This is a genomic window from Eubacteriales bacterium mix99 (genome assembly GCA_038396605.1).
In the GTDB taxonomy this organism is placed as follows: Bacteria; Bacillota; Clostridia; order Caldicoprobacterales; family DTU083; genus UBA4874.
The window spans coordinates 1,764,479-1,791,149 of record CP121690.1; the positions used below are offsets into that span (position 1 = coordinate 1,764,479).

Genomic DNA, 26,671 nt, shown 5'->3' on the forward strand with positions numbered 1-26,671 from the left:
TACTAATGGGTTACACATCAAAATGGGTGACAAAAAGGATCAATTTTGCAGTTGCTTTTATCCACAAGAGCTCTCATCTTCGGCGTCATATTTCCCGAATTTTTACTATGTTTAGCTATGCATTAACAGCGAAATTAATTCTTTCAAAAAACAATTTTCCAGATCGGCCGAAATAGGATATACTATGCAGTAGAAGTTTATTTGATTTCCATGGAAAACGGATTTTCGGATGCTGCCGAACGATCATGGACGGAGGCAGTGTTTCATAGGATAATGGAGGGGTTTTTATGCTGGATGTCATTATAGTGGGAGGCGGGGTAGCCGGATTGACCGCAGGGCTGTATGCCAATCGCGGCGGTCTGTCCACTCTGCTGTTTGAGAGAATGTTTCCGGGTGGCCAGGCATCCACGACAGGTCTGATTGAGAACTACCCGGGTTTTGACGAACCGATCAGCGGCCCGGATCTTGTCGAAAAGATGGAAAATCAGGCCCGGAAGTTTGGCCTGAAAATTCTCTATGATGAGGTAACCGGTCTGGACCTGGAGGGAAGAACAAAGAAGGTGGAGGCGGGAGGGAAAACATACGAATGCAAAGCGGTAATCCTCGCCATGGGAGCGGAGCCAAGGCAGCTTGGCCTGGAGAAGGAAAAGGAATTCCGGGGCAAGGGGATATCCTATTGCGCAACCTGTGACGGTGCCTTCTACAAGGGAAAGGATGTTGTCGTGGTCGGCGGCGGGGATACTGCGGCGGAGGACGCCATGTTTTTGTCCCGGTATGTCCGTAAGGCTTATCTGGTGCACCGGCGCGATACGCTGCGTGCTTCCAGAATTCTGGCGGACCGGGTTCTGGCCAGAGAGAATGTGGAAATGGTCTGGAGTTCGGAAGTGGAAGCTATTTTGGGGGATGACCGGGTGACCGGAGTACGGACCGTTCATCGCAGAACGGGCAAGAAACGGGAAATCAGGGCGGACGGGCTTTTTATCGCCGTCGGAGTGCACCCCAACAGCGAAGGCATTCCGGATCCAATACCCATGAGCCGATCCGGTTATGTGATCACCAATGAGTCCATGCAGGCCGGCATTCCGGGTGTATTTGCCGCAGGGGATATCCGGCAGAAGCCTTTGCTGCAGCTGGTGACGGCGGCTTCGGACGGAGCAGTGGCAGCTGTATCTGCCCAGAGGTACATCATGAAGGAATTTATGTCTCAGTGATGGGACTTGTTTACGGCTGCATTGTTGTTTATTGAGAGAGTCTGAAAGAGGGAAGGGGAGCCTGGATGGGACGTTTGTTTGGAACAGATGGCGTAAGGGGACTTGCAAATTCGGAGCTGACCTGCAAAATGGCATTTGAACTGGGGCAGGCCGGCGCCTATGTACTGACGAAGGCGAGGCACAGGCCAAAGATATTGGTTGGGCGGGATACCCGCATTTCCGGCGATATGCTGGAGGCTGCACTGACTGCAGGCATTTGCTCTGTGGGAGCAGAGGCTGTTGTAGCCGGTGTCCTGCCTACGCCTGCCATTGCTTATTTGACCCATCACTATGGTCTGGACGCCGGTGTTGTGATCTCTGCCTCTCACAATGCAATGGAATACAACGGGATCAAATTTTTTGATCATCGCGGATATAAACTGCCGGATGAGTTGGAAGACCGCATTGAACGTATTATTTCAGACGGCACCGGCAAATTACCGGTTCCGGTGGGAGAAAAAGTGGGCAGAAGGGTTCCGGCGTGGGCCGCCGAAAAGGATTATGCAGAGTTTCTGAAGAGCACCATTGATGGGCATCTGAAAGGATTGAAGCTGGCTCTGGATTGTGCCAACGGCGCTTCGTATCGGGTGGCTCCAAAAGTGCTGGAATCTCTCGGAGCGGAGGTACGGATTCGGAAGAATGCTCCGGATGGAATCAATATCAATGATGGCTGCGGATCCACCCATCCGGAGGGACTTCAGGACTTTGTCACGGAGGAGAAAGCGGATGCCGGTCTTGCCTTTGACGGGGATGCGGATCGGCTGATTGCCGTGGATGAAAACGGGAATCTGGTGGATGGGGATCAGATTCTGTTGATTTGCGCCCTGGATATGAAGGACCGGGGCCTTCTGAAGCAAAATACGGTTGTCGGGACGGTCATGAGCAACCTTGGCCTGGAAATTGCCCTGAAAAAAGCGGGATGCAGACTGGAGCAAACCAGGGTAGGAGACCGGTATGTGCTGGAAAAAATGTTGGAAAAGGATTATTGTCTGGGCGGAGAACAATCAGGACATATTATTTTCCGGAATCACAGCACGACAGGGGATGGGATCCTGACGGCACTGCAGATGCTGTCCGTTGTCCAACGCAGCGGAAAGCCGCTTTCCGCTCTGGCAGCCGGCATGACAAAACTGCCTCAGGTACTGGTGAATGCCAGGGTTTCCGAGGCAAAGAAACATCGTTATGCAGAGGATGCGGTCATACAGGAGGAAATCCGGAAAATCGAATCCAGGTTTCGGGAAGAAGGCCGGGTATTGATCCGGACTTCGGGAACCGAGCCATTGGTAAGGATTATGATAGAGGGAACGGACCAACAGCTTATGGAAAAGGAAGCTGTTCGGCTGGCCGGGCTGATTGAACAGCGTCTGGCTTAGACTGAGAAAAGGAGAATTTTCATGCAGACAACGCAGAAAAATACTGTTCCGAGGCCGGAATATCCCAGGCCTCAGCTGGTTCGGGACCGTTGGATGAATTTGAACGGACCCTGGGAATTTGAAATGGATTTTGGAAGAAGCGGAAGAGCAAGGGAAGTATACCGGTCGGAAAAGCTGAAGACACAGATTGTGGTTCCTTTTTGCCCGGAAAGCAGACTGTCCGGCATCGCCTACGAGGATTTTATACCGGCTGTCTGGTATCGCCGGGAGTTTGCTCTCCCGGGCAGCTGGAACGGGAGTCGTATTCTGATCCACTTCGGGGCAGTGGATTATGATACGGAGGTCTGGATCAACGGAGTATCCGCAGGCACGCACCGGGGTGGATATACTTCCTTTTCCTTTGATATCACGGAGCAGCTCCGGCCCGGCAGCAATGTCGTGACCGTCTGTGCGGAGGATGAACCGCGCTCCGGACTGCAGCCCGTGGGCAAGCAAAGGAGGGAGCATCATTTCATCCAGGCACGGTGCGATTATACCAGAACCACGGGCATCTGGCAGACTGTCTGGCTGGAGTGCGTTCCGCAGCAGTATCTATCCGCCCTGAAAATCCTTCCGGATCCGGAAAACAAACGGGTACATATCGAATCCAGGATAAAGGGGAATACAAATGGGCTTTTGCTGGAAGCGGAAGCCTGGTATCAGGGCAGACGCGTGGGAAGCTCCGTGGCTGGGATTGCGGGGGAAACCGCATATCTTACCATAGAGTTGGAGGAAATCCATCTGTGGGAACCGGGAAAGCCGGAGCTGTATGATTTGAATTTTATCGTTCAGAAAGGGAAGGAACCGATTGACAGGGTCCGGAGTTATTTTGGGCTGCGATCTGTAACCATCCGGAACCACGCTGTTGCCATCAACGGAAAGCCTGTTTTTCAAAGGCTTGTGCTGGATCAGGGATTTTATCCGGATGGGATCTATACGGCTCCCACTGAGGAAGATCTGAAAAAGGATATCCGGATTTCCATGGAGATGGGCTTTAACGGAGCAAGGCTTCATCAGAAGGTTTTTGAGCCGGAATATCTGTATTGGGCGGATAAGATGGGATATCTGGTCTGGGGAGAGTCCGCAAGCTGGGGGCTGGACATTACCGCTCCCATGGGACTGGAACGCTTTCTGCCGGAATGGATGGAGGCTGTGGAACGGGATTACAATCACCCGTCCATCATCGGCTGGTGTCCATTCAACGAGACCTGGGACAAAAACGGAACCCGGCAGGATGACGAGGTGCTTCGCATCGCCTGGCAGGTTACAAAATCCATGGATCCATCCCGGCCGGTCATCGATACCAGCGGGAACTTTCATGTGAAAACCGATATTTTTGATATCCATGATTATGATCAGGACCCGGAATCCCTGCGGGCCAAACTGGAACCGATGCGAACCGGTGAAGGGGTTTATGTCACTTTCCCGGATCGGCAGAAATATGAGGGTCAGCCCTATTTCGTAAGTGAATACGGCGGGATCTGGTGGAAACCCGGGGATAAGCAGGGCTGGGGTTACGGGACCCGTCCCGGGAGTGAAAAGGAGTTTCTGGAACGTTATCGGGGGTTGACGGAAGCCCTGCTGAAGCATCCCCGGATCTGTGCCTTCTGCTATACCCAACTCTACGACGTGGAGCAGGAAGTCAACGGATTGTACACCTATGACCGGAAACCCAAATTCGATCCGGAAATCATAAGGGCCATAAACAGCCAAAAAGCAGCGATAGAGTAAAGCTACGCCCTATATGCTGAAGGTGCCGAAGGATCGGGGGACTCATTTTTTGGCTTCGGAGGCACTGATCTCCGGCGCTTTTTCTTCAGCACGGCATTTGGGACAGATGCCCCGGTAATAGACATTCCTTTCCCGTACTTCAAAGCCATCCAGCTCACTGGCGGACAGAGCGTCGGGATTGATGTCAAATTCATAGATGCTGTTGCAGCGCTCACATTTAAAATGTCCGTGATCCGTGATGTCCACATCGTATCGCAGCTCGTTGCCATCTATGGTAACGGCTCGGATTACATTGGCCCGGAGAAACAGATCGAGCGTGTTGTAAATGGTGGTTTTGGACAGGGTCGGCATTTCCGCCACCAGTGCCCGGTAAATATCGTCCACAGTTGGATGGCTTGCGTTGGCTGCAAGGTATTCAAACACCTTCAGCCTGGGAAAGGAAGGCTTGATATGATTCTTCAACAGGTACTTTTGAATTTCTTGCAGGGGAATCGACATGATATACCCTTCCTTCCTATATTTCGTATGACAATACAATAATTGTAATCCTTATAATTTTATTATACCTACATAGTTGCAATAATGCAAGGGGCTTTATTGGGCAAAAATGAGTGATATCGTAAGACCTATCGTATTGTAAGAGGCATTAAGAGACATAAGGAAGGGAAGGCTGAAAATATGATCCTCCAGGTCGGAATACCATTTCAGGAGCAGATGCTTGCCATCATCCGATGGATCCAGTCTTTTTCCAATCCATTTCTGGATGTGGCTTTCCAGTGGATTACCATGCTGGGAGAAACGATGTTCTCCCTGATTGTCGTTGCATGGATTTTTTGGTGCGTTGACAAGGACTTCGGATACCGGATGGGATTTGCCTGTCTGACAAGCGTGATTGTCAATACGGTGATCAAGGCGGTTTGCCGAATCCCAAGGCCCATCGGCTATCCGGGGATCCGATCCCTGCGGAAGGAGACCGCCGGCGGATATTCCTTTCCCAGCGGACATACGCAGCAGATTGGGGTGTTCTGGTATTCGCTGATATTAAAATATCGGAAAAAATGGATGGCTCCTGCCGGCGGAATCCTGATATTCCTTGTGGGTCTGTCCAGACTGTATCTTGGCGTACACACACTTCTGGATGTCGTGGGAGGCCTTTTGACCGGACTGGCATGGGTTCTTGTTTCCAATGCGGTATTCGACTGGTCAAAGCGAAAGGAAAAACCGGTCCTGCTGGCGGTGTTTATCGTTCCCATGCTGATCGGGCTGCTCTTTCTCCGAATTCCTTCCTATTACAAGGCGGCCGGGTCGGCCTTCGGGTTTTGGCTGGGCTACCTGATGGAATTTCGGTGCATCCATTATTGTGTGGAGGCATCTTTCCCCCGGCAGATCGCGAAAATGGGGATCGGACTTGCCGGTTTGTCAGTGCTCCGATTTTTGCTGAAGGCGGTTTTGCCCGCCGGATTGCTTTGTAATTTTGTCAGCTATACCGGTATGGTCCTGTGGATGACGGCAGGAGCCCCACTTTTATTCCGCAGTTTGTTCCGCAATCCTGCAAAGAGCCGCTGACAGCGGGAACGGTTTACATCCATTCCCCATAGCGGCGCACATAATATTTTTTGACAAACATCACACTGAAGAGATATCCCACCAGGATCAGTCCCAGCCAGGGAAGAAACCTGAGCGGCAAGGGCATCATGTCCAGCCCTTTGGCAAAGTCCGTAAAACTGATCAGCAGGGCTGTCACCGAAACAAGAAACGTGGAGAAGAAAAGGGACCGGGATGGCTTGCTCTGCAGGAAGGGAACCTTTGCCGTACGGATCATATGGATCACCAATACCTGGGATAGTGTTCCGTAAACAAACCATCCGCACTGGAACATGGCGGGCGGTACCGGCCCGTTGGCACCGAATGCCCAACGGATTATGGCAAAACACAGAATATCAAATATGGAGCTCAGGGGGCCCATGTATGCCATAAAAGATCTGATGGATCCGGTCTCCCACTTATGCGGCTTTTGAATGTACTCCGGATCCACCGTGTCTAAGGGGATCCCCATCTGAGAAAAGTCACACAGCAGATTTTGTGTCAGGATCTGAACCGGGAGCATCGGCAGGAACGGCAGGAAAAAGCTGGCGGCCATGACTGAAATCATATTGCCGAAGTTGCCGCTGGCGGCCATTTTAATATACTTGACGATATTCCCGAAGGTACGGCGGCCTTCCTGTACTCCTTCTTCCAGCACCATGAGGTCCTTTTTCAGCAGAATAATATCGGCTGTTTCCTTGGCAATGTCCACGGCACTGTCTACGGAAATGCCCACATCCGCCTGTCGGAGCGCAAGGGAATCGTTGATGCCGTCCCCCATATATCCGACGGTATTTCCTGTATCCTGAAAAGCTTTTACCACCCGTTCCTTTTGGGAAGGAGACAGTTTGGCAAACAGATCGCAGTCTTTTGTTGCCGCCCGCAGCTGGTTCTCGTCCATTTTCTCCACTTCCTGTCCGGTCAGCAGACGGGAGGTTTTAATGTTCACCTTGCTGCAGACTTTCCTTGCCACTCCTTCGCTGTCCCCTGTCAGGACCACCGTACGGACCCCATGATTCCAAAGTGCCTGAACAGCAGCCCCGGCACTTTCCTTCGGCGGATCAAGAAAGCCGATAAAGCCGATCAATACCAGATTCTTTTCATCTTTTACACTGAACGTACCGCTGTCCGGCACCTCATTTTTCTGTGCAACGGCAATCATCCGCAGCCCTTCCGAATTGTACCGCCTGTAGGTTTCCAGCGCGACTTGCCGCGTTTCCCTGTCCATTGGCAGCACACGCCCGTTGATCTCTACGAAAGAGGAGATTCCAATGATTTCCTCCACAGCCCCTTTGGTAATCAGCTGACGCTTTCCTTTCTGATCCTTCAATACCACACTCATTCTGCGGCGGGTAAAGTCAAAGGGGATTTCGTCCACACGCTGATAGTTTTTCAGGATTGGTTCCAGATCAGACTGCTTTGCCCGTTTGATGACGGCCAGATCAATGAGATTTTTGAGCCCGGTCTGAAAATAACTGTTCAGATAGGCATGACGCAGGACTCTTGGGTCCGCTTCCCCATGAAGATTCATATATTTTTCCACAATGATTTTGTCCTCAGTCAGGGTACCTGTCTTATCCGTGCAGAGTATGTTCATTTCCCCGAATGTCTGTATGGCACCGAGGGTCCGTACAATGACCTTGTGCCGGGACATGGAGACTGCTCCGCTGGCCAGCGTTGAGGTCATGATCATGGGCAGCATCTCCGGGGTCAGACCGACTGCGATGCTGATAGCGAAAAGCAGAGCCTGTGCCCAGTCCCCTTTTGCCACACCATTGATCAGGAAGACAATGGGGACCATGACGAGCATCATGCGGACCAAAAGGCTGCTGACTGAAGAGACGCCCCGTTCAAAGCTGGTTTTTGCCCGGTCTCCGGAGAGGGACTTTGCCATGGATCCGACATACGTGTCGTCGCCGGTCCGCAGGGCAATCGCTGTGGCAACGCCGCTCACCACATTGGTGCCCATGAATCCGATATGGCAGAGATCGGTCAGACCTGCATCCTCATTTTTTTCAGGAGCGCTGAATTTTTCCACAGGGTTGGATTCACCCGTCAGGGAAGCCTGGGCAACGAAGGTATCCTTGGTTGTCAGAAAGCGGACGTCTGCCGGCAGCATATTTCCGGCAGATAGCCGGATGATATCGCCGGGCACGACTTCTGAGAAAGGAATTTCCGTCAGCTCTCCGTCCCGCCAGACATCCGCCTGATTGGAGATCATGGAAAGCAGTTCTTCTGCGGCAATGTCCGAACGCCGGCTTTGAATAAAGGCCACCAGGCTGGACAGGCCCACCAGGCATAAAATAATCAGTACTGTAGCATAATCGGGTTTGGAAGAGGCAACGACATCCGTAAAATAGGTGACAACGGCAATGACGAGAAGGATCATGTTGAAGGGGGTCAGAACGGCTTCCCTCAGCCGATGCATCACCGTGTTTCCCTGTCCTGCAGTGATTGTGTTTTCTCCATACTCATCAAGCCGCTCTTCAGCCTCCTGGCTTGTCAGACCGGCTTTTCCCGTAGCGAAATGGTCCAGCAGCCCTTCCTGCGAAAGGAGCGATAAGAACCGTAGTTTTGCTTCCGTATCGTGTTTGCTTTTTTGAACCTGTCTGCTTACCGATTTTTTGTTTCTGAAAGCCATTGGAATCATTCCTTCCTATTCAGTAGAATTCCCCAATGAGAGCAGAATACCGGCAATAAAAAAGCCGTCCGGTCAGACGGCATAATAAACAGGCCCAGTGGCCATCAACAAATAGATGAAGATGCAATGAACCACAGCCTGAATTTTCCACCGACGGATCGGTTTGCTGTTTCATTGAAGTTGAAAAAGATATTGCACAAATCATGGATATTGCACAAACCGTCAGGACTGCCGTCCATTGTTTCACTCCCTTTAATCTGAATTGAGCATGAATTGCTCTGTGCCCCCATTATATAGAATATTTTGCCTGAGGTCAAGGAAATGTGATCCGGCACAAAATATGGGCCATCCGTTCCATGCCTGTCATGGAATCTTGTGAAGCGAATCTCTTCGTGATAAGATAAAACACAGGATACAAGTCAAAAAGCAGGCAGGTTTCCTGTAAAAGCTTAAGAGGAAAGCATTCTGAAAACAAGAGAAAATACAGGGGAGGTTATTTTACATGGGATCCATCATCAGAGACAGAAAACTGGCACCGGAAGGCAGGGCCAGAATCAACTGGGTGAGGCAGTATATGCCGCTGCTGAATGCACTGGAAAAGGAATTTCAGGCGGAACAGCCCTTTCAGGGCAAGCGGATCACCATATCCGTACATCTGGAAGCAAAGACAGCTTATCTGGCGCTGGTACTGGCGGCAGGAGGTGCGGATGTGGCGGTGACGGGCAGCAATCCCCTGTCCACACAGGATGCTGTTGCGGCGGCGCTGGCAGAGGAAGGCCTGACGGTTTATGCCTGGCATGGCGCAACAGCTGAGGAATACGCAGACCACCTCAACCGGGCACTGGCCTTCTGTCCACACATCGTGATTGATGACGGCGGGGATCTGGTGAACCTGCTTCATTCCACCTGCAGCTCCCAAAAAAGGAATGTCATAGGCGGTTGTGAAGAGACGACCACCGGCATACTGCGCCTTCGGGCACGGGAAAAGGAGGGAAAGCTGGATTTCCCCATGATGTCGGTAAACGACGCATACTGCAAGCATTTGTTTGACAATCGTTACGGGACCGGACAGTCCGTATGGGACGGCATCATGAGGAATACCAACCTGATCGTGGCGGGCAAAACAGTTGTGGTGGCAGGGTACGGCTGGTGCGGCAGAGGCGTTTCCATGCGGGCCAAAGGCCTGGGTGCCAATGTGATTGTTACGGAAGTGGATCCCATTAAGGCCATTGAAGCGGTGATGGATGGCTTCCGGGTCATGCCCATGGAGAGAGCGGCTTCTGTCGGGGATATTTTCATTACGGTAACCGGCTGCAAAAAGGTGATCCGCAGGGAACATTTTGAGAAGATGAAGAATGGCGTATTGCTTGCCAATGCCGGCCATTTTGATGTGGAAGTCTGGAAGCCTGCACTGGAGGAGCTGTGTGTTTCGAAGAAGCCCATGCGGCAGAATATTATGGGCTATACGATGGAGGACGGAAGGATCCTGAATTTGCTGGCAGAGGGGAGATTGGTGAATCTTGCGTCAGGGGATGGCCATCCTGCGGAGATCATGGATATGAGCTTTGCCCTTCAGGCATTGTGTGTTCGCTATCTCCTGCAAAATCAGGGCAGCCTTTCCCATCGTGTTTATTCTGTTCCAAAGAAAATTGACGACCGGGTTGCCAAAATGAAGCTGGCAGCCATGGGGGTGGAGATCGACCATTTGACGAAGGAACAGGAAGAATATCTTCATGCTTATTAATTGCTCCGGAAAGGAACAGAAAGATTAAAGAGGAATGAAGCAGTTCAATAAGGACAGCAAACGGAGGAATCGAATGAAGGATCAAACAAAGAAACGGATCGAACACGTGGATATCCTGACCATGGATAAGGAAAATTCTTATTATCCGGATGGTGTGATTGAAATCAACGGGGATACCATTGAGTACGCCGGACCCCGGCTTTCGAATCCGGGCAGTGTGGAGCTCCGTCGGACGGATGGTCCGGAGAGTCCGGAGAGTCCGGGAAAAGGCCATGCTGCAGCTGCGGACAGCACGGAAACCGACAATGGCGATACGGAGGTATTGGATGGCAGGGGGATGCTGGCGCTTCCCGGCTTTGTGAATGCCCATTGTCACGTTTCCATGACCCTGTTCCGCGGATATGCAGACAATCTGCCCTTGTGGGAATGGCTGTCCAAAAGGATCTGGCCCCTTGAGGATCAGCTGCGGCCGGATGATGCTTACTGGCTGTCCCTCCTGGGGGCGGCGGAGATGATATCCGCCGGTGTGACAACCTTTTCCGATATGTATCTCTTCATGTCCGAGACCGCACGTGCCGTTTCAGACTGTGGGATGCGCGCAGTACTGGGCAGAGGTCTTTCCGGGCCGGATCAGGATACGGAACGGCGGCACAGGGAAGTGGAGGATCTGTACGAGCGGCAAAAGGATGCCCGGGGGCGGATTCACATGACAATTGCGCCGCATGCGGTGTATACCTGTACCCCGGATTATCTGAAAACCTGCCGGCAGCTGGCGGAAAAATACCACGTTGGAATTCATATTCATCTGTGCGAGACGGAAAAGGAAGTGGCGGACTGTGTCCGGAAATATGGGAAAACGCCGGTAAAGCTCCTGCGGGATGTGGGCCTCCTGGAGCTTCCGGTTACGGCAGCCCATTGCGTTCATCTGACGTATGAGGACATGGAACTGCTGGATGCGCACCGGGTGAAAGTGGTTCATTGCCCCTCCAGCAATATGAAACTGGCAAGCGGCTTTGCGCCGGTGGATGAATTCCTAGATCGCGGGATGACCGTGGCGCTGGGGACAGACGGCGCCGCCAGCAACAACAATCTGAGCATATGGAAGGAAATGTCCCTTGCTTCCCTGATTGCCAAGGGCCGCAGCGGAGATGCAAAAGCACTGCCGGCCCAAAAAGCCATGGAAATGGCAACCATTCAGGGGGCAAAGGCATTGATGCTGGAAAAGGAGATCGGCAGTCTGGAGCCCGGAAAGAAGGCAGATATTCAGTTGATTGATTTCAAAAAGCCCCACTATTTTCCAAGGCAGGACCCCGTGGTTCATTTGGTATACAGCGGTGATTCTGCAGATGTGAATACCGTGATGATTAATGGGCAAATTGTAATGAAGGATGGCAATCTGGTCACCATTGATGCTGACAGGGTATACCGGGAAGTGGAAAGAATCGCCCATCGGATGCTGTAATGCTGCGGGCTCCCCGGGTGTGATGCCTTTTCCCTTTTCTTTTTCCATGATTATGAATACGATGTCATAAGGTTTTATTGGTTTGACAAAGATTCTGTAAAACTTTTTTAACAATTATAGGGTATCATAGTTATAGACGAAAAAGAGATCCGGAAAGGGAGGAAGCAGCGATGAAAAAGTTTTTGAAGTCAGATATTGGCCGGGGGATTACCGCAGCGTTTTTGTCAGCAGGGTTTGTCGTTGTGGCCATTCTGCCATTGCTTCTGATGGAGCTCCTCCACTCACTGTAAACCTGTTTCAAATAGCAGGGCTTTGGAAGAAAGATAGGAATACATTTGATATTCCTGTAAAAAAAGCCGTATCCAATCCATGGATACGGCTTTTTGCTTTATCGGGCAAAAATATGGTTCCCAATCACCGTTGCGGCATCCGCGGATATCCGTTTGACCATCCATCGGGAGGTTGCTGTTCTGGGATTCATATAAAACAGACACCCTCCGGTCGGATCGTTTCCCAATATGGCATCGGAGGCAGCATGGCAGGATTCCGGATCCGGTTCCAGATGGATCTGACCGTCCTCCATACAGGTAAATGCATGATTTTGATAAATGACCTCCTTAAGGGTATTGGGAAAGCGGGAAGATTTCATGCGGTTCAGAACAACGGCAGCCACTGCCACCTTACCGATGTAGTCTTCTCCTCTGGCTTCTCCGGAAACAACACGGGCCAGCAAAAGGATATCCTGTGCCTTTCAACCGGTTTCCCGGGATAGTTTATCAACCAATGGAGCAATTTGCGCATCTTCATTGCTTTTGTTCTGAGCCAGGCTCAGCCCGGGAAACAGTGATATCAGCAGAGCAAGGCAGAAAGACATAACGTTTTTCACATTTATCCCTCCTCTGAAAATATCATTTGCAGAATGTGCGGGAATATAGCTGGAAAAATTTTAAAAACAAAATTTAAAAAAAGGGCTTTTTACAGCCCTTGGCTTGCAGGAATGCTACTCCTCTTCATAAGGGCGGAAACCACCCTTTCCTCCGAATAACAGCATAACTACAAACAATATAATAATTAATGTAAGGATACTTCCTCCACCGCCGAAGCCGCCGAGAATTCCATTTCCGTTGTCGCTGCCAAATCCTTTCACATCATCCATGGACCGCACCTCATTTCCGTGATATTGATTTACGATTCCATAGTATGTAATGCCCTTGGAAACGGTGACAAATCATTTCCCGCTGCTTTTCAGATCGTCTCCTACCTGATTGATATTGCCGGCTCCCATGGTAAGGATTAGATCGCCGGGCCGGGCATGTTTCCGGATCATATCTTCTATTTCCTGAAAATCAGGAAGATAAGTGCAGTCCTGGCCTTTTCCGGAGATTGCTTCCGCCAGCATACGGGAACTGATCTCGCCGGTATCCTTTTCCCTTGCAGCATAGATATCAGCAAGGATCAGGGTGTCCACTCCCTGAAAGGCCTCTGTAAACTCCCGGAAGAGCTTTTTCGTTCTAGTGTAGGTATGGGGCTGAAAGATGCACCACAATCGGTTATGCGGATAGTTGCGGGCTGCCTGGATCGTTGCCTTGATTTCCGTGGGATGATGCGCATAATCGTCCACAATGGTTGCCCCGTTTCCCGTTTTTCCCTTGATTTCAAATCTTCTGTGGGCACCATGGTAAAGGGACAGGGCATTTTTGATTCGGTCCGCCGGGATGTCCATGACATCTGCTGCGGCAATGGAAGCCAGAGCGTTATAGATATTGTGCCTGCCAGGCACTTTCAATCCGAAGGTTTCGAATATCTTTCCGTTTTTTACGGCCACGAAGCGTGCACAGCCCTCCTGATCATAGGAAATCTTCTTTGCGGTCCAGTCGGCAGGATGATCGATTCCATAGGAAACGGTATGACAGTCTGCCTGATCCATCAATTGGGACACCAGGGGATCATCTCCACAGCCGATGACATAACCCGTCTTCGGGACGAGTGCGGCATATTTGACAAAAGAATCGTAAATCTGATCGATATCCCTGAAATAATCGAGATGATCCCGGTCAATGTTCAGAATCATTGCCATATCCGGATGAAATTTCAGGAAACTGTCCACATATTCGCAGGCCTCGGTAATAAAGTATTTGCTGTGGCCGGCCCGTACATTCCCGCCTATTTCATCCAGTTCCCCTCCGACCAGGATGGTGGGATCCAGGCCGGATTGGTACATGATCATGGACAGCATGGAGGTCGTTGTTGTTTTTCCATGGGTGCCGGATACACCGATGGCAAATGGATACGTTTCCATGATCTGCCCCAACAGGGTTGCCCGGTCCATACAGGGGATGCTCCGTTTTTTTGCTTCTTTCAGCTCCGGATTATCTTCATGGATTGCTGCAGTATATATAATCAAATCGGCGCCTTCGATATTTTTGCGGTCATGGCCCTTGAAAACAGCAATGCCGTTGTTGGAAAGGCGCTCGGTAAGGGGAGACAGCCGAAGATCCGATCCGGACACATGGCAGCCTTTCTCATGCAGTATTTCTGCCAGTCCGCTCATGCTGATTCCGCCAATGCCGATAAAATGTATATGTTTTCCTAAAAATTCCCTGACATGGTAATCTTCCATTTCAACCACTCCTCATGTATTTCCATGCCGTTGGATGCGGTTCCCACGGCATAATAAAATGGCGATACTTCACCTAAGATTCATAATACCTATTATATCCACGAATCTCGCTTTTTATCAACGGGGGATCCAAAAAAATTTATTTTTGGGTTGACTTTGTGACGGGCTTCCGTTATAATTACATATTGTCACGAGGTTGGCCCTGCTGCAGGTAAGCAGGAAGGGCGGACGACATGGAGGAGTTCCCGAGTGGCTAAAGGGGGCAGACTGTAAATCTGTTAGCTAAGCTTTCGGTGGTTCGAATCCACCCTCCTCCACCATATTGGTTATTGATATAAGTCGGTTGAATGAGCAGCCGGCTTTTTATTTTCCGTTTTCCATTTTTATTTTCTGCTTTCTGTGGAATGAAAAATTCAGACGTTTCGTACTGTGTTGGAACAGGTTTTTGGGGAGGACCAAAATCATGATTGAAGTGCAGCATCTATGTAAAACATTTCGTGTTGCCAGACGTGGTGCCGGTTTCGGGCAGGCACTTCATTCACTGTTTCGTAAAGATTATGCAGAGATCAGGGCGCTGGACGACGTCTCCTTTTCCATTCAGGAAGGGGAGATGGTCGGATATATCGGGCCAAACGGCGCCGGGAAATCCTCCACAATCAAGATCCTGAGTGGAATCCTTGTTCCGGACAGCGGAAGCTGCATCATCAATGGCCGGGTTCCATGGCAGGACCGTATTTCCCATGTACGGGAGATCGGAGTGGTCTTCGGGCAGCGCACGCAGCTGTGGTGGGATGTTCCGGTGTTGGATTCCTATGAGCTTCTGAGGGATATTTATGAAGTTCCGGAAGCCGTCTATCAGGAAAATCTGGAAGAGCTTACGGATCTGTTGAATCTGTCGGAACTTTTGAAAACGCCTGTAAGGCAGTTGTCGCTGGGGCAGCGGATGCGGTGTGAAATTGCGGCATCCCTTCTGCATAATCCGAAAATATTGTTTCTGGATGAGCCGACCATCGGTTTGGATGCCGTTTCGAAGCTGGCTGTCCGGAAGTTCATTCTGAAACGTAATCAGTTTCATCATACCACTGTGATTCTGACCACACATGATATGCAGGATATCGAAGCACTGACGAAACGAATCATTCTGATTGGCAGGGGGAAGATTCTCCTGGACGGGACTCTGGAGGATATTCCGGGATCCCATGGGAATATGGAACAGGCCATGGCGGACCTTTACCGGGACTACGGGATATAAGGGAGCAGATGGGATGAAAAAGTATGTTTCTTTTTTCCGGCTCCGTTTTTCCATGGGGCTTCAATACCGGGCGGCGGCCCTTGCGGGCATTTCCACACAGGCTTTTTGGGGCGGCATGGAGATTCTGATGTTCTGCGCCTTTTACCGGGCCGATCCCTCAGCGTTTCCGATGAGCCTGGAATCCACCAGTGCATATGTATGGCTTCAGCAGGCTTTTCTGGCGCTTTTTATGGGATGGGTCATGGAAAATGAAATCTTTGAGAGCATTCAAAATGGAAATATTGCCTATGAACTGTGCAGGCCCATCGGTCTTTACCGGATGCTGTTTGTCCGATCCCTGGCATATCGCCTGTCAAGAACTGTGCTGCGATGTTTTCCGATTTTACTGATCGCCGCGTTTTTGCCTTCGCCTTACGGGATTTCCCTTCCGCCGACCCCTGCCGCCGGTATGCTGTTTTTGCCGGGGATGGCGCTCGGCCTCTTCGTTTCCGTGGCATTTACCATGCTGATTTACAGTCTGGCGTTCTTTACAATATCTCCAGCAGGAATCCGAATGGTGGCATTGTCCGCTTTGGAGATCCTGTCCGGTTCCATCCTTCCGATCCCGTTTTTCCCCAAAGGAATGCGGAGAGTCCTGGAGATTCTCCCTTTTGCAGCCATGCAGAATGTGCCCTTAAGGATCTACAGCGGGGATATTTCAGGATACGAGGCAATCCGTGCACTTTCCCTGCAGGCCTTCTGGCTTGTGGTGCTGGTTGGCACGGGAGTGATTCTGATGAACAGGGCATCCAAAAAAGTTACATTACAGGGAGGATGACAGGATGTGCGGCTTACGTCTTTATAAAAGGTATTTTCTGATACAGGTAAAAAGTGCGATGCAGTACAAAACTTCTTTTCTTCTGACAACGATCGGACAATTTCTCACCTCTTTCAATGTCTTTCTTGGCATCTACTTTATGTTTCAGCGGTTTCATGCGGTGGAGGGATTTACCTACAGTGAAGTCCTCCTCTGCTTTTCGATCACCCTGATGGAGTTTTCCCTGGCTGAGGCATTTTTCAGGGGATTTGATACCTTTTCCGGGATCATCGGCAACGGGGAGTTTGACCGGATCATGGTGCGGCCCAGAAATGAAATCCTGCAGGTGCTGGGCAGCAGGATCGAGCTCACCAGAGTAGGGAGATTTTTTCAGGCTGTTGTGTTATTTATATATGGAATCATGAAAAGTCATGTGTTGTGGTCGTGGGATAAGGTGCTCACCGTACTTTTTATGCTCATTGGAGGGACCGCAGTGTTTTCCGGACTGTTCCTGATTTATGCCGCGATCTGTTTCTTTACGCTAGAGGGGCTGGAATTCATGAACATACTGACCGACGGCGCCAGGGAATACGGAAAATACCCCATCAGCATCTACGGGAAACGGGTGCTGCAGTTTTGTACCTTTGTCATTCCCTATGCCTTGATACAGTATTATCCCATCTGTTACATTCTGGAGAAAAACAGTTCCTGGTGGTATCCTTTTCTCCCCCTATTGTCTGCGATGTTTCTGATTCCATGCCTGTGCCTCTGGAAGTTTGGGGTTTATCACTACAAATCAACGGGAAGCTGATGGATGGCTTTTTGATTAGATTTTATTTGACAAATCCTTTTGCTGTGATAAAATACAGGCATAGCAGAATATTGATACCTTATCCAGAGAGGTGGAGGGATGGGCCCGATGAAACCCGGCAACCGCTTGATTGTTCAAGCCCGGTGCCAATTCCCACAAGATATTTATATCTTGAAAGATGAGGACAAGACAGGAACCCATCTTTCGGATGGGTTTTTTTTAATGCGAACGTTCGTTCCTTTGGGGAAGGGCAGGGATAGAGGCTATCTTTATTTTTTGCACATCAACCGGGCATGTATTGCCCAAATGCTGGGAGGAGAAAGCTTGAAACAAATATCTGAACGCCCACCTAGCATTAATATAACGAAAAGAGCGGAAGCCACCGTGTTTCATAACCTCGTCGGTGCCTTTCGCAGAAAGGCGGTTTATAATTATGAACAAAAAACTGTTTACTTCCGAATCCGTTACGGAAGGACATCCGGACAAGATCTGTGATCAGATTTCCGACGCGGTTCTGGATGCCATTCTGGAACAGGACCCCAATGGAAGGGTCGCCTGTGAGACGGCAGTTACCACCGGGATGGTTCTGGTTATGGGGGAGATCTCCACGAACTGCTATGTGGATATTCCGAAAATTGCGCGGGATACCATCCGGGAGATCGGCTATACCAGGGCAAAGTATGGATTTGATGCGGATACCTGCGCGGTCCTTACTTCCATTCACGAGCAGTCTCCCGATATTGCGCTGGGAGTCGACAAAGCCCTGGAGGCAAAAACAGGCGGTTCGGAGGACGGGACGGAAACCGGCGCCGGGGATCAGGGCATGATGTTCGGATATGCCTGCAGGGAAACTACGGAGCTGATGCCGATGCCCATTGCCCTGGCACATAAGCTGACCAGACGGCTGGCAGACGTGCGGAAGCAGGGGAAGCTGGATTATCTGCGGCCGGACGGAAAGGCTCAGGTTACGGTGGAATACGAAGAGGATGTGCCCGTTCGGGTGGATACCGTGGTTGTTTCCACACAGCACAGTCCGAAGGTGGATCATGACACCATTGAAAAAGACATCATTGAATGGGTCATCAAGCCGGTTCTTCCTGCGGAGCTTCTGGACGAAAACACCAAATATCTGGTCAATCCCACCGGACGTTTTGCCGTGGGTGGTCCCCAGGGGGACTCCGGTCTGACCGGCAGGAAGATCATTGTGGATACTTACGGCGGCTATGCACGGCATGGTGGCGGCGCTTTTTCCGGAAAGGATCCGACCAAGGTGGATCGTTCCGCATCCTATGCGGCGCGTTACCTTGCCAAGAACATCGTGGCGGCGGATATCGCGGATCAGTGCGAGATTGAGCTGGCCTATGCCATCGGGGTTGCGAAGCCGGTTTCCGTTACGGTAAACACCTTCGGGACACACCGCATACCGGAGGAGCAGATTGTGGAACTGATCCATAAGAACTTTGATCTGCGTCCGGCTTCCATTATCAAAAGTCTGGACCTGAGAAGACCGATCTACCGGCAGATAGCGGCTTACGGACATTTTGGGCGCCCGGATCTGGATCTTCCGTGGGAGAAAACGGATCTGGCGGATACGCTTCGCAAACAGGCATTTGAAAGACAACAGGCCTTCGTAAAATAGGCAAAGTCACCGGGATCCTCCTGTCTGCATACCATATATTATCCAATGGAAAGGTAGTATGCGGTAAGACAGGAGGGTCTTTTATGTATATAGAACCGTACATAGTGATTCCATTATGGATCTTCGCCATATTTGGATTCCTGTATTTTCTGTTTCGGATTTTTGTCAGTCTGGATGGAATCCGGAATAAGAAAAACAAAGTCTATACCCTGGTGATTTCTGCAAAAAATCAGGAAGAAGTCATTGAGGGAATGGTACGTGGTTTACTTCTGAACGCCGGACTGGATTCCACGGAGGAGAAGCTGCTGCAGATTGTATTGATTGACCTTGGATCCGGTGACAGGACGCCAAAGATCATGGAAAGCCTGTGTCGGGATTATTCCGTGGTCAAACTGATCAAGCCGGAGGATTTACCCGGGTATCTTCGAAGTTTGCTCTAAAAGCTTGTAATTTCCTTACTTTTCCGGTACCATATTCACTGGGAAGACAATAGGGGAATCTCCGGTCATGGGCTATCGGGTTTTCCCAACGGCAAATCAAGGTGAAAAGAATGGAACAGGTAATCGGTATTATAGAAGATATTGTCTTCCGCAATGAAGACAACGGTTTTTCCGTCGTGGAGTTGCGGGAAGAGAGCACCAATCTGGAAGTCACTGCAGTTGGAAATTTTCCCTTTATCAATCCGGGGGAACGGGTCCGGCTGGAGGGGGAATGGACGACTCATCCGGAGTACGGACGGCAGCTGAAGATGGAAACCTACAGCAGTGTGGCGCCTTCCAATCTTGTGGGCATGGAAAATTACCTGGCTTCCGGACTGATCAAGGGAGTCGGGCCTTCCACCGCCCGGAAGCTGGTGGAGACTTTCGGGCTGGATGTACTGGATATCATTCAGTTCAATCCCGGACGACTGAAAGAGGTGGAGGGCATTGGCAGCACCAGGGCGGAAATGATTGCTTCTTCTTTTTCGGAGCAGAAGGAAATCCGTGAAGTGATGATTTTTCTGCAGTCCTATGGGATTACCACGACCTATGCCATGAAGATCTACAAGGCATACGGCGCCAGAACCATGAATCTGGTGCAGGAGAATCCCTATCGTCTGGCGGAGGATGTGACGGGGATCGGCTTTAAGACAGCGGACCGGATTGCTGTGAGCATGGGGATCGATATGCATTCTCCCTACCGTGTTACGGCCGGGACAAAATATGTCCTGTCCCGGGCCGCTTCCAACGGGCATACCTATCTTCCAAAGACGGAGCTGATGGAAAAAGCCTGTCGGCTTCTGTCCGTGGAGGAGACTCTTGTAGACAATGCCCTGACATCCCTGGCCTTGTCCCAAGGGATTGTAATGGAAGAAAGGGAGGACCATACTGCCGTTTACCTTTCCGCTTTCTTTCAGGCGGAAGCCGGAACGGCCAAAATGCTTCGGGATTTGTCCTCGGAGGAGATCTCCGACCCGGTTCGGGGCATGGAGGAAAAGATCCGCCGTTTTGAAAAAAAGCACGATATCCGCCTGGCCGGCCGGCAGAAGGAAGCGGTTGTCCAGGCGATGCAAAACGGAGTGGTGGTCATAACCGGCGGGCCCGGTACCGGAAAAACCACCACCATCAACTGCATCATTGAACTTCTGAGGCAGGAGGGCCTTTCGGTGGAACTGGCTGCTCCCACCGGCCGGGCGGCAAAGAGAATGACGGAAGCAACCGGTCGGGAGGCCAGGACCCTGCACCGGCTATTGGAATACGGTTCCCGGGATAAGGAAGGGGATCGCTTTCAGCGGAATGAGGACAACCCTCTGAAAACCGATGCAGTGATTATTGATGAGATGTCCATGGTGGATATCCTGTTGTTTTATCATTTTCTGAAAGCCCTTCGTTCGGGGACCCGCCTGGTCCTGGTCGGCGATGTGGACCAGCTCCCTTCGGTGGGACCCGGCAACGTTCTGAAGGATATCATCCAGAGCAGAATCGTCTGTGTCGTCCAGCTGACCGAGATCTTTCGCCAGGCGCGGGAAAGCATGATCGTTCTGAATGCTCATCGGATCAATCACGGAGAACTGCCGATTCTCAATGTAAAAAACAAGGACTTCTTTCTGGACCGCAGGGAGAAGGCGGAAGATGTCCTGAAGACCCTGATCGACTTGCTGACCCGCAGACTGCCCGGGTATGGGGATTATGATCCGCTGAAGGATATCCAGATCCTGGCGCCCATGCGGAAGGGAATGGTCGGTGTGAATCATCTCAATACAGAGCTGCAGAGCGTACTGAATCCTCCTGCATCCTTCAGGAAAGAGAAACGCTACCGGGAAACGATATTCCGTCAGGGAGACAAGGTTATGCAGATCAGAAACAATTATCAGCTTTCCTGGTCCAAACCGGCGGCGGTGGGGAAAGAAGACACTGCGGAAGGGGAGGGCGTGTTCAACGGCGATATGGGCTTTGTTCAGGATATTGACGGGGAGGAACAGACACTGACCGTGCTCTTTGATGATGAAAAGACCGTGGTGTATGACTTTTCCCAGATGGATGAGCTGGAGCTGGCCTATGCCATTACCATTCACAAGAGTCAGGGAAGTGAATTTCCCATTATTGTGATTCCCCTTGTATCCGGCCCGCCCATGCTGATGACCCGCAACCTTCTTTACACCGGAGTGACGCGGGCCAGAAAGATGGTTGTGCTGGTTGGAAAGGAAAAAATCATCGGGCAGATGGTGGCAAACAATCACATTGCCAGGAGGTACTCCGGTCTGGCGGAACGTCTGAAGGTGGCATACGGGATGACGACCTTTTGATGATGGTATTTTAAGTCGTATTTTTATTTCACGAAAAGGGAGGGGAAAGGCATCTGCCCTGCTTGTAAAGCGGATGCGGAAGCGCATGAACTGGAGGCCGCTGCTGGATGCTGTGCTGGATATGATTTATCCCCGCATGGACTGCGTTCTTTGCGGGCAGCCTCTGGAAAAGGATGCCGTTCAGGGGATCTGCAGCAATTGTCTGGAGTTTTTGCCCTTTATCCGGGAGCCGAGGTGTTCGGTCTGTGGAAAACCCCTGGAGGAAACGGAAGGGACGAAGGTGACGGAGCAAAGGTATTGTCCGGACTGCCGGAGGTATTCTCATGATTTTGATCAGGCCCTGTCGGTATTTGAATTTTCCCTGTCAGTAAGGGAACTGATTCATCGATATAAATATGGAAAAGAGTTCAGTCTGAGCCGGACTTTTGGTTTCTTTCTGTCGGAGTTGCTGCGGGAGTCCGGCTGGCAGGCCGATGGGATTGTTCCGGTACCGCTGCACAAAAACAGGCTGCGGTCCCGGGGCTTCAACCAGTCGGTCCTGCTGGGAGACTCCATTTCCGGACATCTTGGCATTCCCTGTATGGACCAGGTGCTGATCCGCAATATCGATACGAAAACCCAGACCGGATTCAACCGGCGGCAAAGGGCGGAAAATCTGAAAAACGCCTTTATCGTGAAGGACCCGGTACCCATCCGGGGCAAAAGCATCCTGCTGATCGACGACGTGTACACTACGGGAGCTACGGCAGACAGCTGCAGCCGTGTACTGCGGCGGGCCGGAGCCAAAGGAATTTATCTGCTCACCATTGCCACGGGACGAAATGTATGAAAACAGCGGCATTGCCATTGCTGTCAGGCAGTTTTACTCAACCGTTGGTATATATAAATTAAAATGCATTTTAATTTTGTAATTTGTGCTATAACTATTGCTATCTGGCAATTATAGGGTTATAATGAAAGCAGAGTTCTTTTCTTAGGTCTGTGGTTGAAAATCGATGCCAGTCGCAGGCGAAACGATCCACGTAAGTCGGAAAAATTCCGATGATCATGGTGCGGCTTAGAGGCAAGTCCGGCCTATAGTTTTGTTGACAGATATTCACGGTGGTTTCCAGTTTTCGAACATTGATTTCCTGTCCTCATGGTTTATTCTTACGACTCATGGAGCAGACGCAGGTTCCGAATTTGGCACTGTCCTGAAAGTTCTTCTCTTCAAAAATATAGTGAGAAGCAGTAGTGGGAGGGGTTATTCCCTGAGCGAGACTTCCTGACGGCGGGTGTGGGGGCAAAGACCAGGTCAGCTAAGATAAGAGCAGTCATATCTTATATAAAGCGAGGGGATTCAATCCATGTTCGAAGACAAAACGTTAGTCTGCAAGGAATGCGGCCAGGAGTTTGTATTCACTGCCGGTGAGCAGGAATTCTATGCAGAAAAGGGTTTCCAGAATGAGCCGGCCCGCTGCAAGAGTTGCCGTGATGAACGCAAGAACAAAAGGTCCAATGGCGGCAACCGACAGATGTACGATGCGATTTGCGCAGAGTGCGGAGCTCCGACTCAGGTACCCTTTGAACCCAGAAATGACAGACCAATATACTGCAATGCTTGTTATCAAGCCAGGAGAAGGTAATCCCCGAGCCAAGGGATCCTTATGTCAACATGGAAGAGGATTGGTCAAATCGCCCCGGACGTTTGTTCCGGGGCTTTTTTATTTGTCTGTTCATTGCAGAGCTTTGGGAATCGTTTGACATTTGCATTTTTTATGCCATTTTAATTTGTCGGATTCTATAAATATCCAGAGTCGCCATCGAATCCAGAGAGATATTTTGTTGTCAGAATATCTGTTCCTATAGGGATTTTCCAGTTATCCACACATAAAAGGCCATCACGGCAGGTTATACACAACTTTATCCACATTGTCCACAGCATGACTGTCCACATCTCCACATCCGTGAAAGAATTCCATCATGGTGACAGGGCCAATGAAAAAAATTGCAAGAAAAATTTATTTATATTTATGCATTGAAATATTATAAATATTAGTTTATAATAGACCTGACATTCGGAGGCGGCAAAAAGAAGTTGTAGGGGGAAGGGAGAAAGCGATATGAAAAAATCAAAATGGATGGTTGTCCTGGTTCTGATGTCGGCGATGGCATTTTCGCTGATCGGCTGCGGCAGCAGCACAACGGAGGATACCATGGAGAAGATCAAAAAGAAGGGTGAGATTGTCCTGGGCACCAATGCGGCCTTTCCGCCCTTTGAGATGAGAAAGGGAGACGAGGTCATCGGTGTGGATGCGGAAATCGCAAAGAAGATTGCGGATAAGCTGGGCGTGAAGCTGAAAGTGGAGGACATGGACTTTGACGGACTGATCAACGCCCTGAACGCAAAGCAGGTTGATTTTATCGCTGCCGGTCTTACTGTACGGCCGGATCGGGAGGAGCAGGTTCTTTTTACGGATAAATACTTCAAGGCGGTACAGAAGATCATTGTCCGGGAAGGCGACACGGAGATCAAGGGGGCGAAGGATCTGAAAGGCAAGGCCATTGGTGTACAGAAAGGCACGACCGGGGCAATTGTGGCGGAAGAGGATTATACGAAAAACGTTGTCCGGTTTGATAACGGCCCGGAAGCAGCCATTGATCTGAAGAACGGTCGGCTGGATGCGGTGCTGATTGACAATCTGCCTGCCCGGATGATCGCCGAACAGAATCCCGGATTGGTTGTCCTGGACGAAAAGGCAGCAGACGACGAAGAGTATGCCATGGCGGTCCGCAAGAGCGATAAGGACCTTCAAAAGGTGATAAACGAGGTACTCAGTGAGCTGCAGTCCAGCAGCAGGATTGATGAATGGGTCGAGGAATATTCCTTCCTTCAATAGATAGGGAAGAACCGGGAAAGGAAAGATGGTGAAGGGAATGAAGTATGCGGGAAACATCGTTTCCATGCTGTCCGATGAGATTTATGCCAACCTGATCCGGGAGAATCGCTATATGCTGTTTGTCAAAGGTCTGGGCATATCCGTGCAGCTGACATTGTATGCCGCAGTGATCGGCAGTGTCATCGGGCTGCTGATCGCACTGACCAGGCTGACCAACAACAGGGTACTGAATGGGGTTGCAGAAAAGTACGTTGATATCATCCGGGGAACGCCGGTTGTGGTGCAGCTGCTGATCATCTATTTTGCTGTATTTGCCGCCACCGGTCTGCCGAAGGTCACCGTGGCTTCCATTGCATTCGGCATTAACAGCGGTGCCTATGTGGCGGAATTGATCCGTGCCGGGATACAGGCTGTGGACAGGGGCCAGATGGAGGCTGCCCGTTCCATCGGGCTGTCCTACTATCAGGGGATGCGTTATATTGTGATTCCCCAGGCGATCAAAAACATTCTGCCCGGTATGGGCAATGAGGTCATTGCCTTGTGGAAGGAAACAGCTATTGCCGGTTTCATTGGCTTGGATGATCTGATGCGCGGCGCGGAGATTGTCCGCAGCCGTACTTTTTCAAACTATACGCCTTATCTGGTCATCGCGGTGATCTATTTGTATATTACCGTATGCATGACCATGGTCCTGAACAAAGCGGAAAGGAGTATGAGGAAAAGTGATTAAGGTCGTGGATCTTTATAAATCCTTCGGGAACCTTTCCGTACTGAAGGGCATTACCAATGAAGTCCGCAGGGGAGAAGTCGTTTGCATCATCGGGCCCAGCGGTTCCGGGAAAAGCACGTTTTTAAGGTGCCTGAACATGCTGGAGGAACCCACTTCCGGAGAGGTTTTCATTGACGGCGTTTCTCTTACGGAGCAAAAGAAGGACATCAATAAGCTGCGGCAAAAGGTGGGAATGGTATTTCAGCAGTTTAATCTGTTTCCCCATATGACGGTATTGAATAACATTACCATCGGGCCGGTCCGGGCAAAGGGAATGGACCGCGGGCAGGCAAAAGGCAGAGCGGTGGAACTTCTGCACAAGGTGGGACTGTCGGATAAAGTGGGTGCCTATCCCAATCAGCTTTCCGGCGGACAGAAGCAGCGGGTTGCCATTGCCAGGGCGCTGGCTATGGATCCTGAGGTCATGCTGTTTGATGAACCGACTTCTGCCCTGGATCCGGAGATGGTGGGCGAAGTACTGGCCGTGATGAAAAAGCTGGTACTGGAAGGGATGACCATGGTTGTGGTAACCCATGAAATGGCCTTTGCACGGGAAGTGGGAGACCGGATCCTGTTTATGGACGAAGGGATTATCGCAGAGGAAAATACTCCCGATGCCCTTTTCAATCATCCTGTAAATGACCGCACCAGATCTTTTCTGAGCAAGGTGCTGTAGGAGGCGGATTATGAAAGCAGCTCGAATTGTTTATACTGTGATCGGAATTCTGATCTTTTTGCCATGGCTGTCCTATCTTCTGAAAACTTTTCTCCGTCTCAGGAAAGGCAGCAAAAGGCCGACGGTCTGCCGGATTTTGTCCATCGTGGTCATAACGGTACTACTTTTTGGGGCAGTATATGGCCATTACCGTTTTACTGTCGGACATCAGGCTCCCCTGGTGGCGGAACAGGCAGGGCAGCTGTGGAACCGTTGTTTGGAAGGGAATCTGGAGCTTTCTGCCTATTCGAAAAAAATGAGAGAAAAAGGCCTGAGCGCTCCCCGCATGAAAGCCCTGTCCGAAGACAATCTGAAGTCGGCTGACTTTCCGGGAAAGCATTCGGATCTGTCCCTCAGTGAGAAGACACATCCCACGGAGGATGGAGGGCTGTTTGTGTATTTGATGCATACGGATGGTTCGAAAACCCTTTATACCCGCATGAAGCTGAAGCGATCCGATTATCGGTGGCAAGTAGCGGAACAGAAGATTCTGTCACAGAAGGAATTTGATTCGTTGAATGAAAAGACAAAGATAAGATTCTATGCCGTATCGTCATGATGAAAACCGCAGTGCTGTACAG

At 50.6% G+C, this 26,671-nt stretch carries 24 protein-coding genes, 1 tRNA gene and 1 riboswitch; of the genes, 19 read left to right on the plus strand and 6 right to left on the minus strand.

Annotation, left to right across the window (positions count from 1 at the left end):
• Positions 1-287: 287 nt before the first annotated feature.
• The 3 genes from trxB to QBE55_07785 all read left to right on the plus strand — a co-directional run bounded on the left by trxB (position 288) and on the right by QBE55_07785 (position 4,393).
• Entirely contained in the window at positions 288-1,211 is a 924-nt protein-coding gene (gene trxB, locus QBE55_07775) for a thioredoxin-disulfide reductase (GenBank protein WZL77475.1), read from the plus strand.
• Positions 1,212-1,276: 65 nt separating this feature from the next.
• A complete protein-coding gene (gene glmM / locus QBE55_07780) occupies positions 1,277-2,623 on the plus strand; it encodes a phosphoglucosamine mutase (GenBank protein ID WZL77476.1) in 1,347 nt (448 codons plus the stop codon).
• A 21-nt stretch (positions 2,624-2,644) separates the two neighbouring features.
• Entirely contained in the window at positions 2,645-4,393 is a 1,749-nt protein-coding gene (locus tag QBE55_07785) for a glycoside hydrolase family 2 TIM barrel-domain containing protein (GenBank protein ID WZL77477.1), read from the plus strand.
• Positions 4,394-4,435: 42 nt separating this feature from the next.
• Here the strand turns inward: QBE55_07785 and QBE55_07790 are convergent, their stop codons facing one another.
• Positions 4,436-4,891, minus strand: coding sequence for a Fur family transcriptional regulator (locus QBE55_07790; GenBank protein WZL77478.1), 456 nt, complete (start codon positions 4,889-4,891; stop codon positions 4,436-4,438).
• A gap of 180 nt (positions 4,892-5,071) precedes the next feature.
• Between QBE55_07790 and QBE55_07795 the strand changes: the two genes are divergently transcribed.
• Positions 5,072-5,959, plus strand: a complete 888-nt coding sequence (locus QBE55_07795) for a phosphatase PAP2 family protein (protein ID WZL77479.1) — start codon at positions 5,072-5,074, stop codon at positions 5,957-5,959.
• Between the two features lie 13 nt (positions 5,960-5,972).
• Here QBE55_07795 and mgtA read toward each other — a convergent pair whose 3' ends face one another.
• Positions 5,973-8,618, minus strand: a complete 2,646-nt coding sequence (gene mgtA, locus QBE55_07800; GenBank protein WZL77480.1) for a magnesium-translocating P-type ATPase — start codon at positions 8,616-8,618, stop codon at positions 5,973-5,975.
• 502 nt (positions 8,619-9,120) lie between these two features.
• Here mgtA and QBE55_07805 point away from each other — a divergent pair.
• The gene (locus QBE55_07805) at positions 9,121-10,362 is read left to right on the plus strand and encodes an adenosylhomocysteinase (protein WZL77481.1); all 1,242 of its coding nucleotides are present in this window, start codon (positions 9,121-9,123) and stop codon (positions 10,360-10,362) included.
• A gap of 73 nt (positions 10,363-10,435) precedes the next feature.
• Entirely contained in the window at positions 10,436-11,824 is a 1,389-nt protein-coding gene (locus QBE55_07810; protein WZL77482.1) for an amidohydrolase, read from the plus strand.
• Positions 11,825-12,212: 388 nt separating this feature from the next.
• On the opposite strand, the gene QBE55_07815 is transcribed toward QBE55_07810, so the two are convergent.
• From QBE55_07815 to murC, 4 genes are all read right to left on the minus strand, one after another.
• Entirely contained in the window at positions 12,213-12,557 is a 345-nt protein-coding gene (locus tag QBE55_07815) for a cell wall hydrolase (protein ID WZL77483.1), read from the minus strand.
• Between the two features lie 18 nt (positions 12,558-12,575).
• Positions 12,576-12,710 (minus strand): hypothetical protein, encoded by a 135-nt coding sequence (locus tag QBE55_07820; GenBank protein WZL77484.1) that lies wholly within the window; start codon positions 12,708-12,710, stop codon positions 12,576-12,578.
• A 114-nt stretch (positions 12,711-12,824) separates the two neighbouring features.
• Positions 12,825-12,980, minus strand: coding sequence for a hypothetical protein (locus QBE55_07825; protein WZL77485.1), 156 nt, complete (start codon positions 12,978-12,980; stop codon positions 12,825-12,827).
• Between the two features lie 72 nt (positions 12,981-13,052).
• Positions 13,053-14,444 (minus strand): UDP-N-acetylmuramate--L-alanine ligase, encoded by a 1,392-nt coding sequence (gene murC, locus QBE55_07830; GenBank protein WZL77486.1) that lies wholly within the window; start codon positions 14,442-14,444, stop codon positions 13,053-13,055.
• A gap of 235 nt (positions 14,445-14,679) precedes the next feature.
• Between murC and QBE55_07835 the strand changes: the two genes are divergently transcribed.
• From QBE55_07835 to QBE55_07895, 13 genes are all read left to right on the plus strand, one after another.
• Positions 14,680-14,764: transfer RNA gene (locus QBE55_07835), tRNA-Tyr, on the plus strand.
• 143 nt (positions 14,765-14,907) lie between these two features.
• Positions 14,908-15,696, plus strand: coding sequence for an ATP-binding cassette domain-containing protein (locus QBE55_07840; GenBank protein WZL77487.1), 789 nt, complete (start codon positions 14,908-14,910; stop codon positions 15,694-15,696).
• 13 nt (positions 15,697-15,709) lie between these two features.
• Positions 15,710-16,513, plus strand: coding sequence for an ABC-2 family transporter protein (locus QBE55_07845; GenBank protein ID WZL77488.1), 804 nt, complete (start codon positions 15,710-15,712; stop codon positions 16,511-16,513).
• 4 nt (positions 16,514-16,517) lie between these two features.
• Positions 16,518-17,303: an ABC-2 family transporter protein gene (locus QBE55_07850; protein ID WZL77489.1), complete on the plus strand. Its 786-nt coding sequence runs from the start codon at positions 16,518-16,520 to the stop codon at positions 17,301-17,303.
• Positions 17,304-17,379: 76 nt separating this feature from the next.
• Positions 17,380-17,488, plus strand: a riboswitch (SAM riboswitch).
• 248 nt (positions 17,489-17,736) lie between these two features.
• Positions 17,737-18,942 carry a methionine adenosyltransferase gene (gene metK / locus QBE55_07855; protein WZL77490.1) on the plus strand — a complete coding sequence of 402 codons (1,206 nt, stop codon included), beginning with the start codon at positions 17,737-17,739 and terminating at the stop codon, positions 18,940-18,942.
• A gap of 83 nt (positions 18,943-19,025) precedes the next feature.
• On the plus strand, positions 19,026-19,382 hold the full coding sequence (locus tag QBE55_07860; protein ID WZL77491.1) for a hypothetical protein: 357 nt from the start codon (positions 19,026-19,028) through the stop codon (positions 19,380-19,382).
• Positions 19,383-19,492: 110 nt separating this feature from the next.
• Positions 19,493-21,727: an ATP-dependent RecD-like DNA helicase gene (locus tag QBE55_07865; GenBank protein WZL77492.1), complete on the plus strand. Its 2,235-nt coding sequence runs from the start codon at positions 19,493-19,495 to the stop codon at positions 21,725-21,727.
• An 85-nt stretch (positions 21,728-21,812) separates the two neighbouring features.
• The gene (locus QBE55_07870) at positions 21,813-22,556 is read left to right on the plus strand and encodes a ComF family protein (GenBank protein ID WZL77493.1); all 744 of its coding nucleotides are present in this window, start codon (positions 21,813-21,815) and stop codon (positions 22,554-22,556) included.
• A 517-nt stretch (positions 22,557-23,073) separates the two neighbouring features.
• Positions 23,074-23,352 carry a zinc-ribbon domain containing protein gene (locus QBE55_07875; GenBank protein ID WZL77494.1) on the plus strand — a complete coding sequence of 93 codons (279 nt, stop codon included), beginning with the start codon at positions 23,074-23,076 and terminating at the stop codon, positions 23,350-23,352.
• Positions 23,353-23,829: 477 nt separating this feature from the next.
• Positions 23,830-24,606 carry a transporter substrate-binding domain-containing protein gene (locus QBE55_07880; GenBank protein WZL77495.1) on the plus strand — a complete coding sequence of 259 codons (777 nt, stop codon included), beginning with the start codon at positions 23,830-23,832 and terminating at the stop codon, positions 24,604-24,606.
• A 37-nt stretch (positions 24,607-24,643) separates the two neighbouring features.
• The gene (locus QBE55_07885) at positions 24,644-25,336 is read left to right on the plus strand and encodes an amino acid ABC transporter permease (protein WZL77496.1); all 693 of its coding nucleotides are present in this window, start codon (positions 24,644-24,646) and stop codon (positions 25,334-25,336) included.
• Positions 25,329-26,051: an amino acid ABC transporter ATP-binding protein gene (locus QBE55_07890; GenBank protein WZL77497.1), complete on the plus strand. Its 723-nt coding sequence runs from the start codon at positions 25,329-25,331 to the stop codon at positions 26,049-26,051. Before QBE55_07885 ends, QBE55_07890 begins: the two co-directional genes overlap by 8 nt.
• Before the next feature lie 10 nt (positions 26,052-26,061).
• Complete coding sequence (locus QBE55_07895; GenBank protein ID WZL77498.1) at positions 26,062-26,649, plus strand: hypothetical protein; 588 nt, start codon at positions 26,062-26,064, stop codon at positions 26,647-26,649.
• Positions 26,650-26,671: the final 22 nt, after the last annotated feature.

Coding starts and splice junctions, on each gene's coding strand:
- metK (WZL77490.1), top strand. CDS start 17,737: ATGAACAAAAAACTGTTTACTTCCGAATCCGTTACGGAAGGACATCCG.
- QBE55_07875 (WZL77494.1), top strand. CDS start 23,074: ATGTTCGAAGACAAAACGTTAGTCTGCAAGGAATGCGGCCAGGAGTTT.
- glmM (WZL77476.1), top strand. CDS start 1,277: ATGGGACGTTTGTTTGGAACAGATGGCGTAAGGGGACTTGCAAATTCG.
- QBE55_07845 (WZL77488.1), top strand. CDS start 15,710: ATGAAAAAGTATGTTTCTTTTTTCCGGCTCCGTTTTTCCATGGGGCTT.
- QBE55_07840 (WZL77487.1), top strand. CDS start 14,908: ATGATTGAAGTGCAGCATCTATGTAAAACATTTCGTGTTGCCAGACGT.
- QBE55_07790 (WZL77478.1), bottom strand. CDS start 4,891: ATGTCGATTCCCCTGCAAGAAATTCAAAAGTACCTGTTGAAGAATCAT.
- QBE55_07785 (WZL77477.1), top strand. CDS start 2,645: ATGCAGACAACGCAGAAAAATACTGTTCCGAGGCCGGAATATCCCAGG.
- QBE55_07870 (WZL77493.1), top strand. CDS start 21,813: ATGAACTGGAGGCCGCTGCTGGATGCTGTGCTGGATATGATTTATCCC.
- mgtA (WZL77480.1), bottom strand. CDS start 8,618: ATGGCTTTCAGAAACAAAAAATCGGTAAGCAGACAGGTTCAAAAAAGC.
- QBE55_07850 (WZL77489.1), top strand. CDS start 16,518: ATGTGCGGCTTACGTCTTTATAAAAGGTATTTTCTGATACAGGTAAAA.
- QBE55_07885 (WZL77496.1), top strand. CDS start 24,644: ATGAAGTATGCGGGAAACATCGTTTCCATGCTGTCCGATGAGATTTAT.
- QBE55_07805 (WZL77481.1), top strand. CDS start 9,121: ATGGGATCCATCATCAGAGACAGAAAACTGGCACCGGAAGGCAGGGCC.
- QBE55_07895 (WZL77498.1), top strand. CDS start 26,062: ATGAAAGCAGCTCGAATTGTTTATACTGTGATCGGAATTCTGATCTTT.
- QBE55_07825 (WZL77485.1), bottom strand. CDS start 12,980: ATGGATGATGTGAAAGGATTTGGCAGCGACAACGGAAATGGAATTCTC.
- QBE55_07860 (WZL77491.1), top strand. CDS start 19,026: ATGTATATAGAACCGTACATAGTGATTCCATTATGGATCTTCGCCATA.
- trxB (WZL77475.1), top strand. CDS start 288: ATGCTGGATGTCATTATAGTGGGAGGCGGGGTAGCCGGATTGACCGCA.
- QBE55_07795 (WZL77479.1), top strand. CDS start 5,072: ATGATCCTCCAGGTCGGAATACCATTTCAGGAGCAGATGCTTGCCATC.
- QBE55_07865 (WZL77492.1), top strand. CDS start 19,493: ATGGAACAGGTAATCGGTATTATAGAAGATATTGTCTTCCGCAATGAA.
- QBE55_07810 (WZL77482.1), top strand. CDS start 10,436: ATGAAGGATCAAACAAAGAAACGGATCGAACACGTGGATATCCTGACC.
- murC (WZL77486.1), bottom strand. CDS start 14,444: ATGGAAGATTACCATGTCAGGGAATTTTTAGGAAAACATATACATTTT.
- QBE55_07880 (WZL77495.1), top strand. CDS start 23,830: ATGAAAAAATCAAAATGGATGGTTGTCCTGGTTCTGATGTCGGCGATG.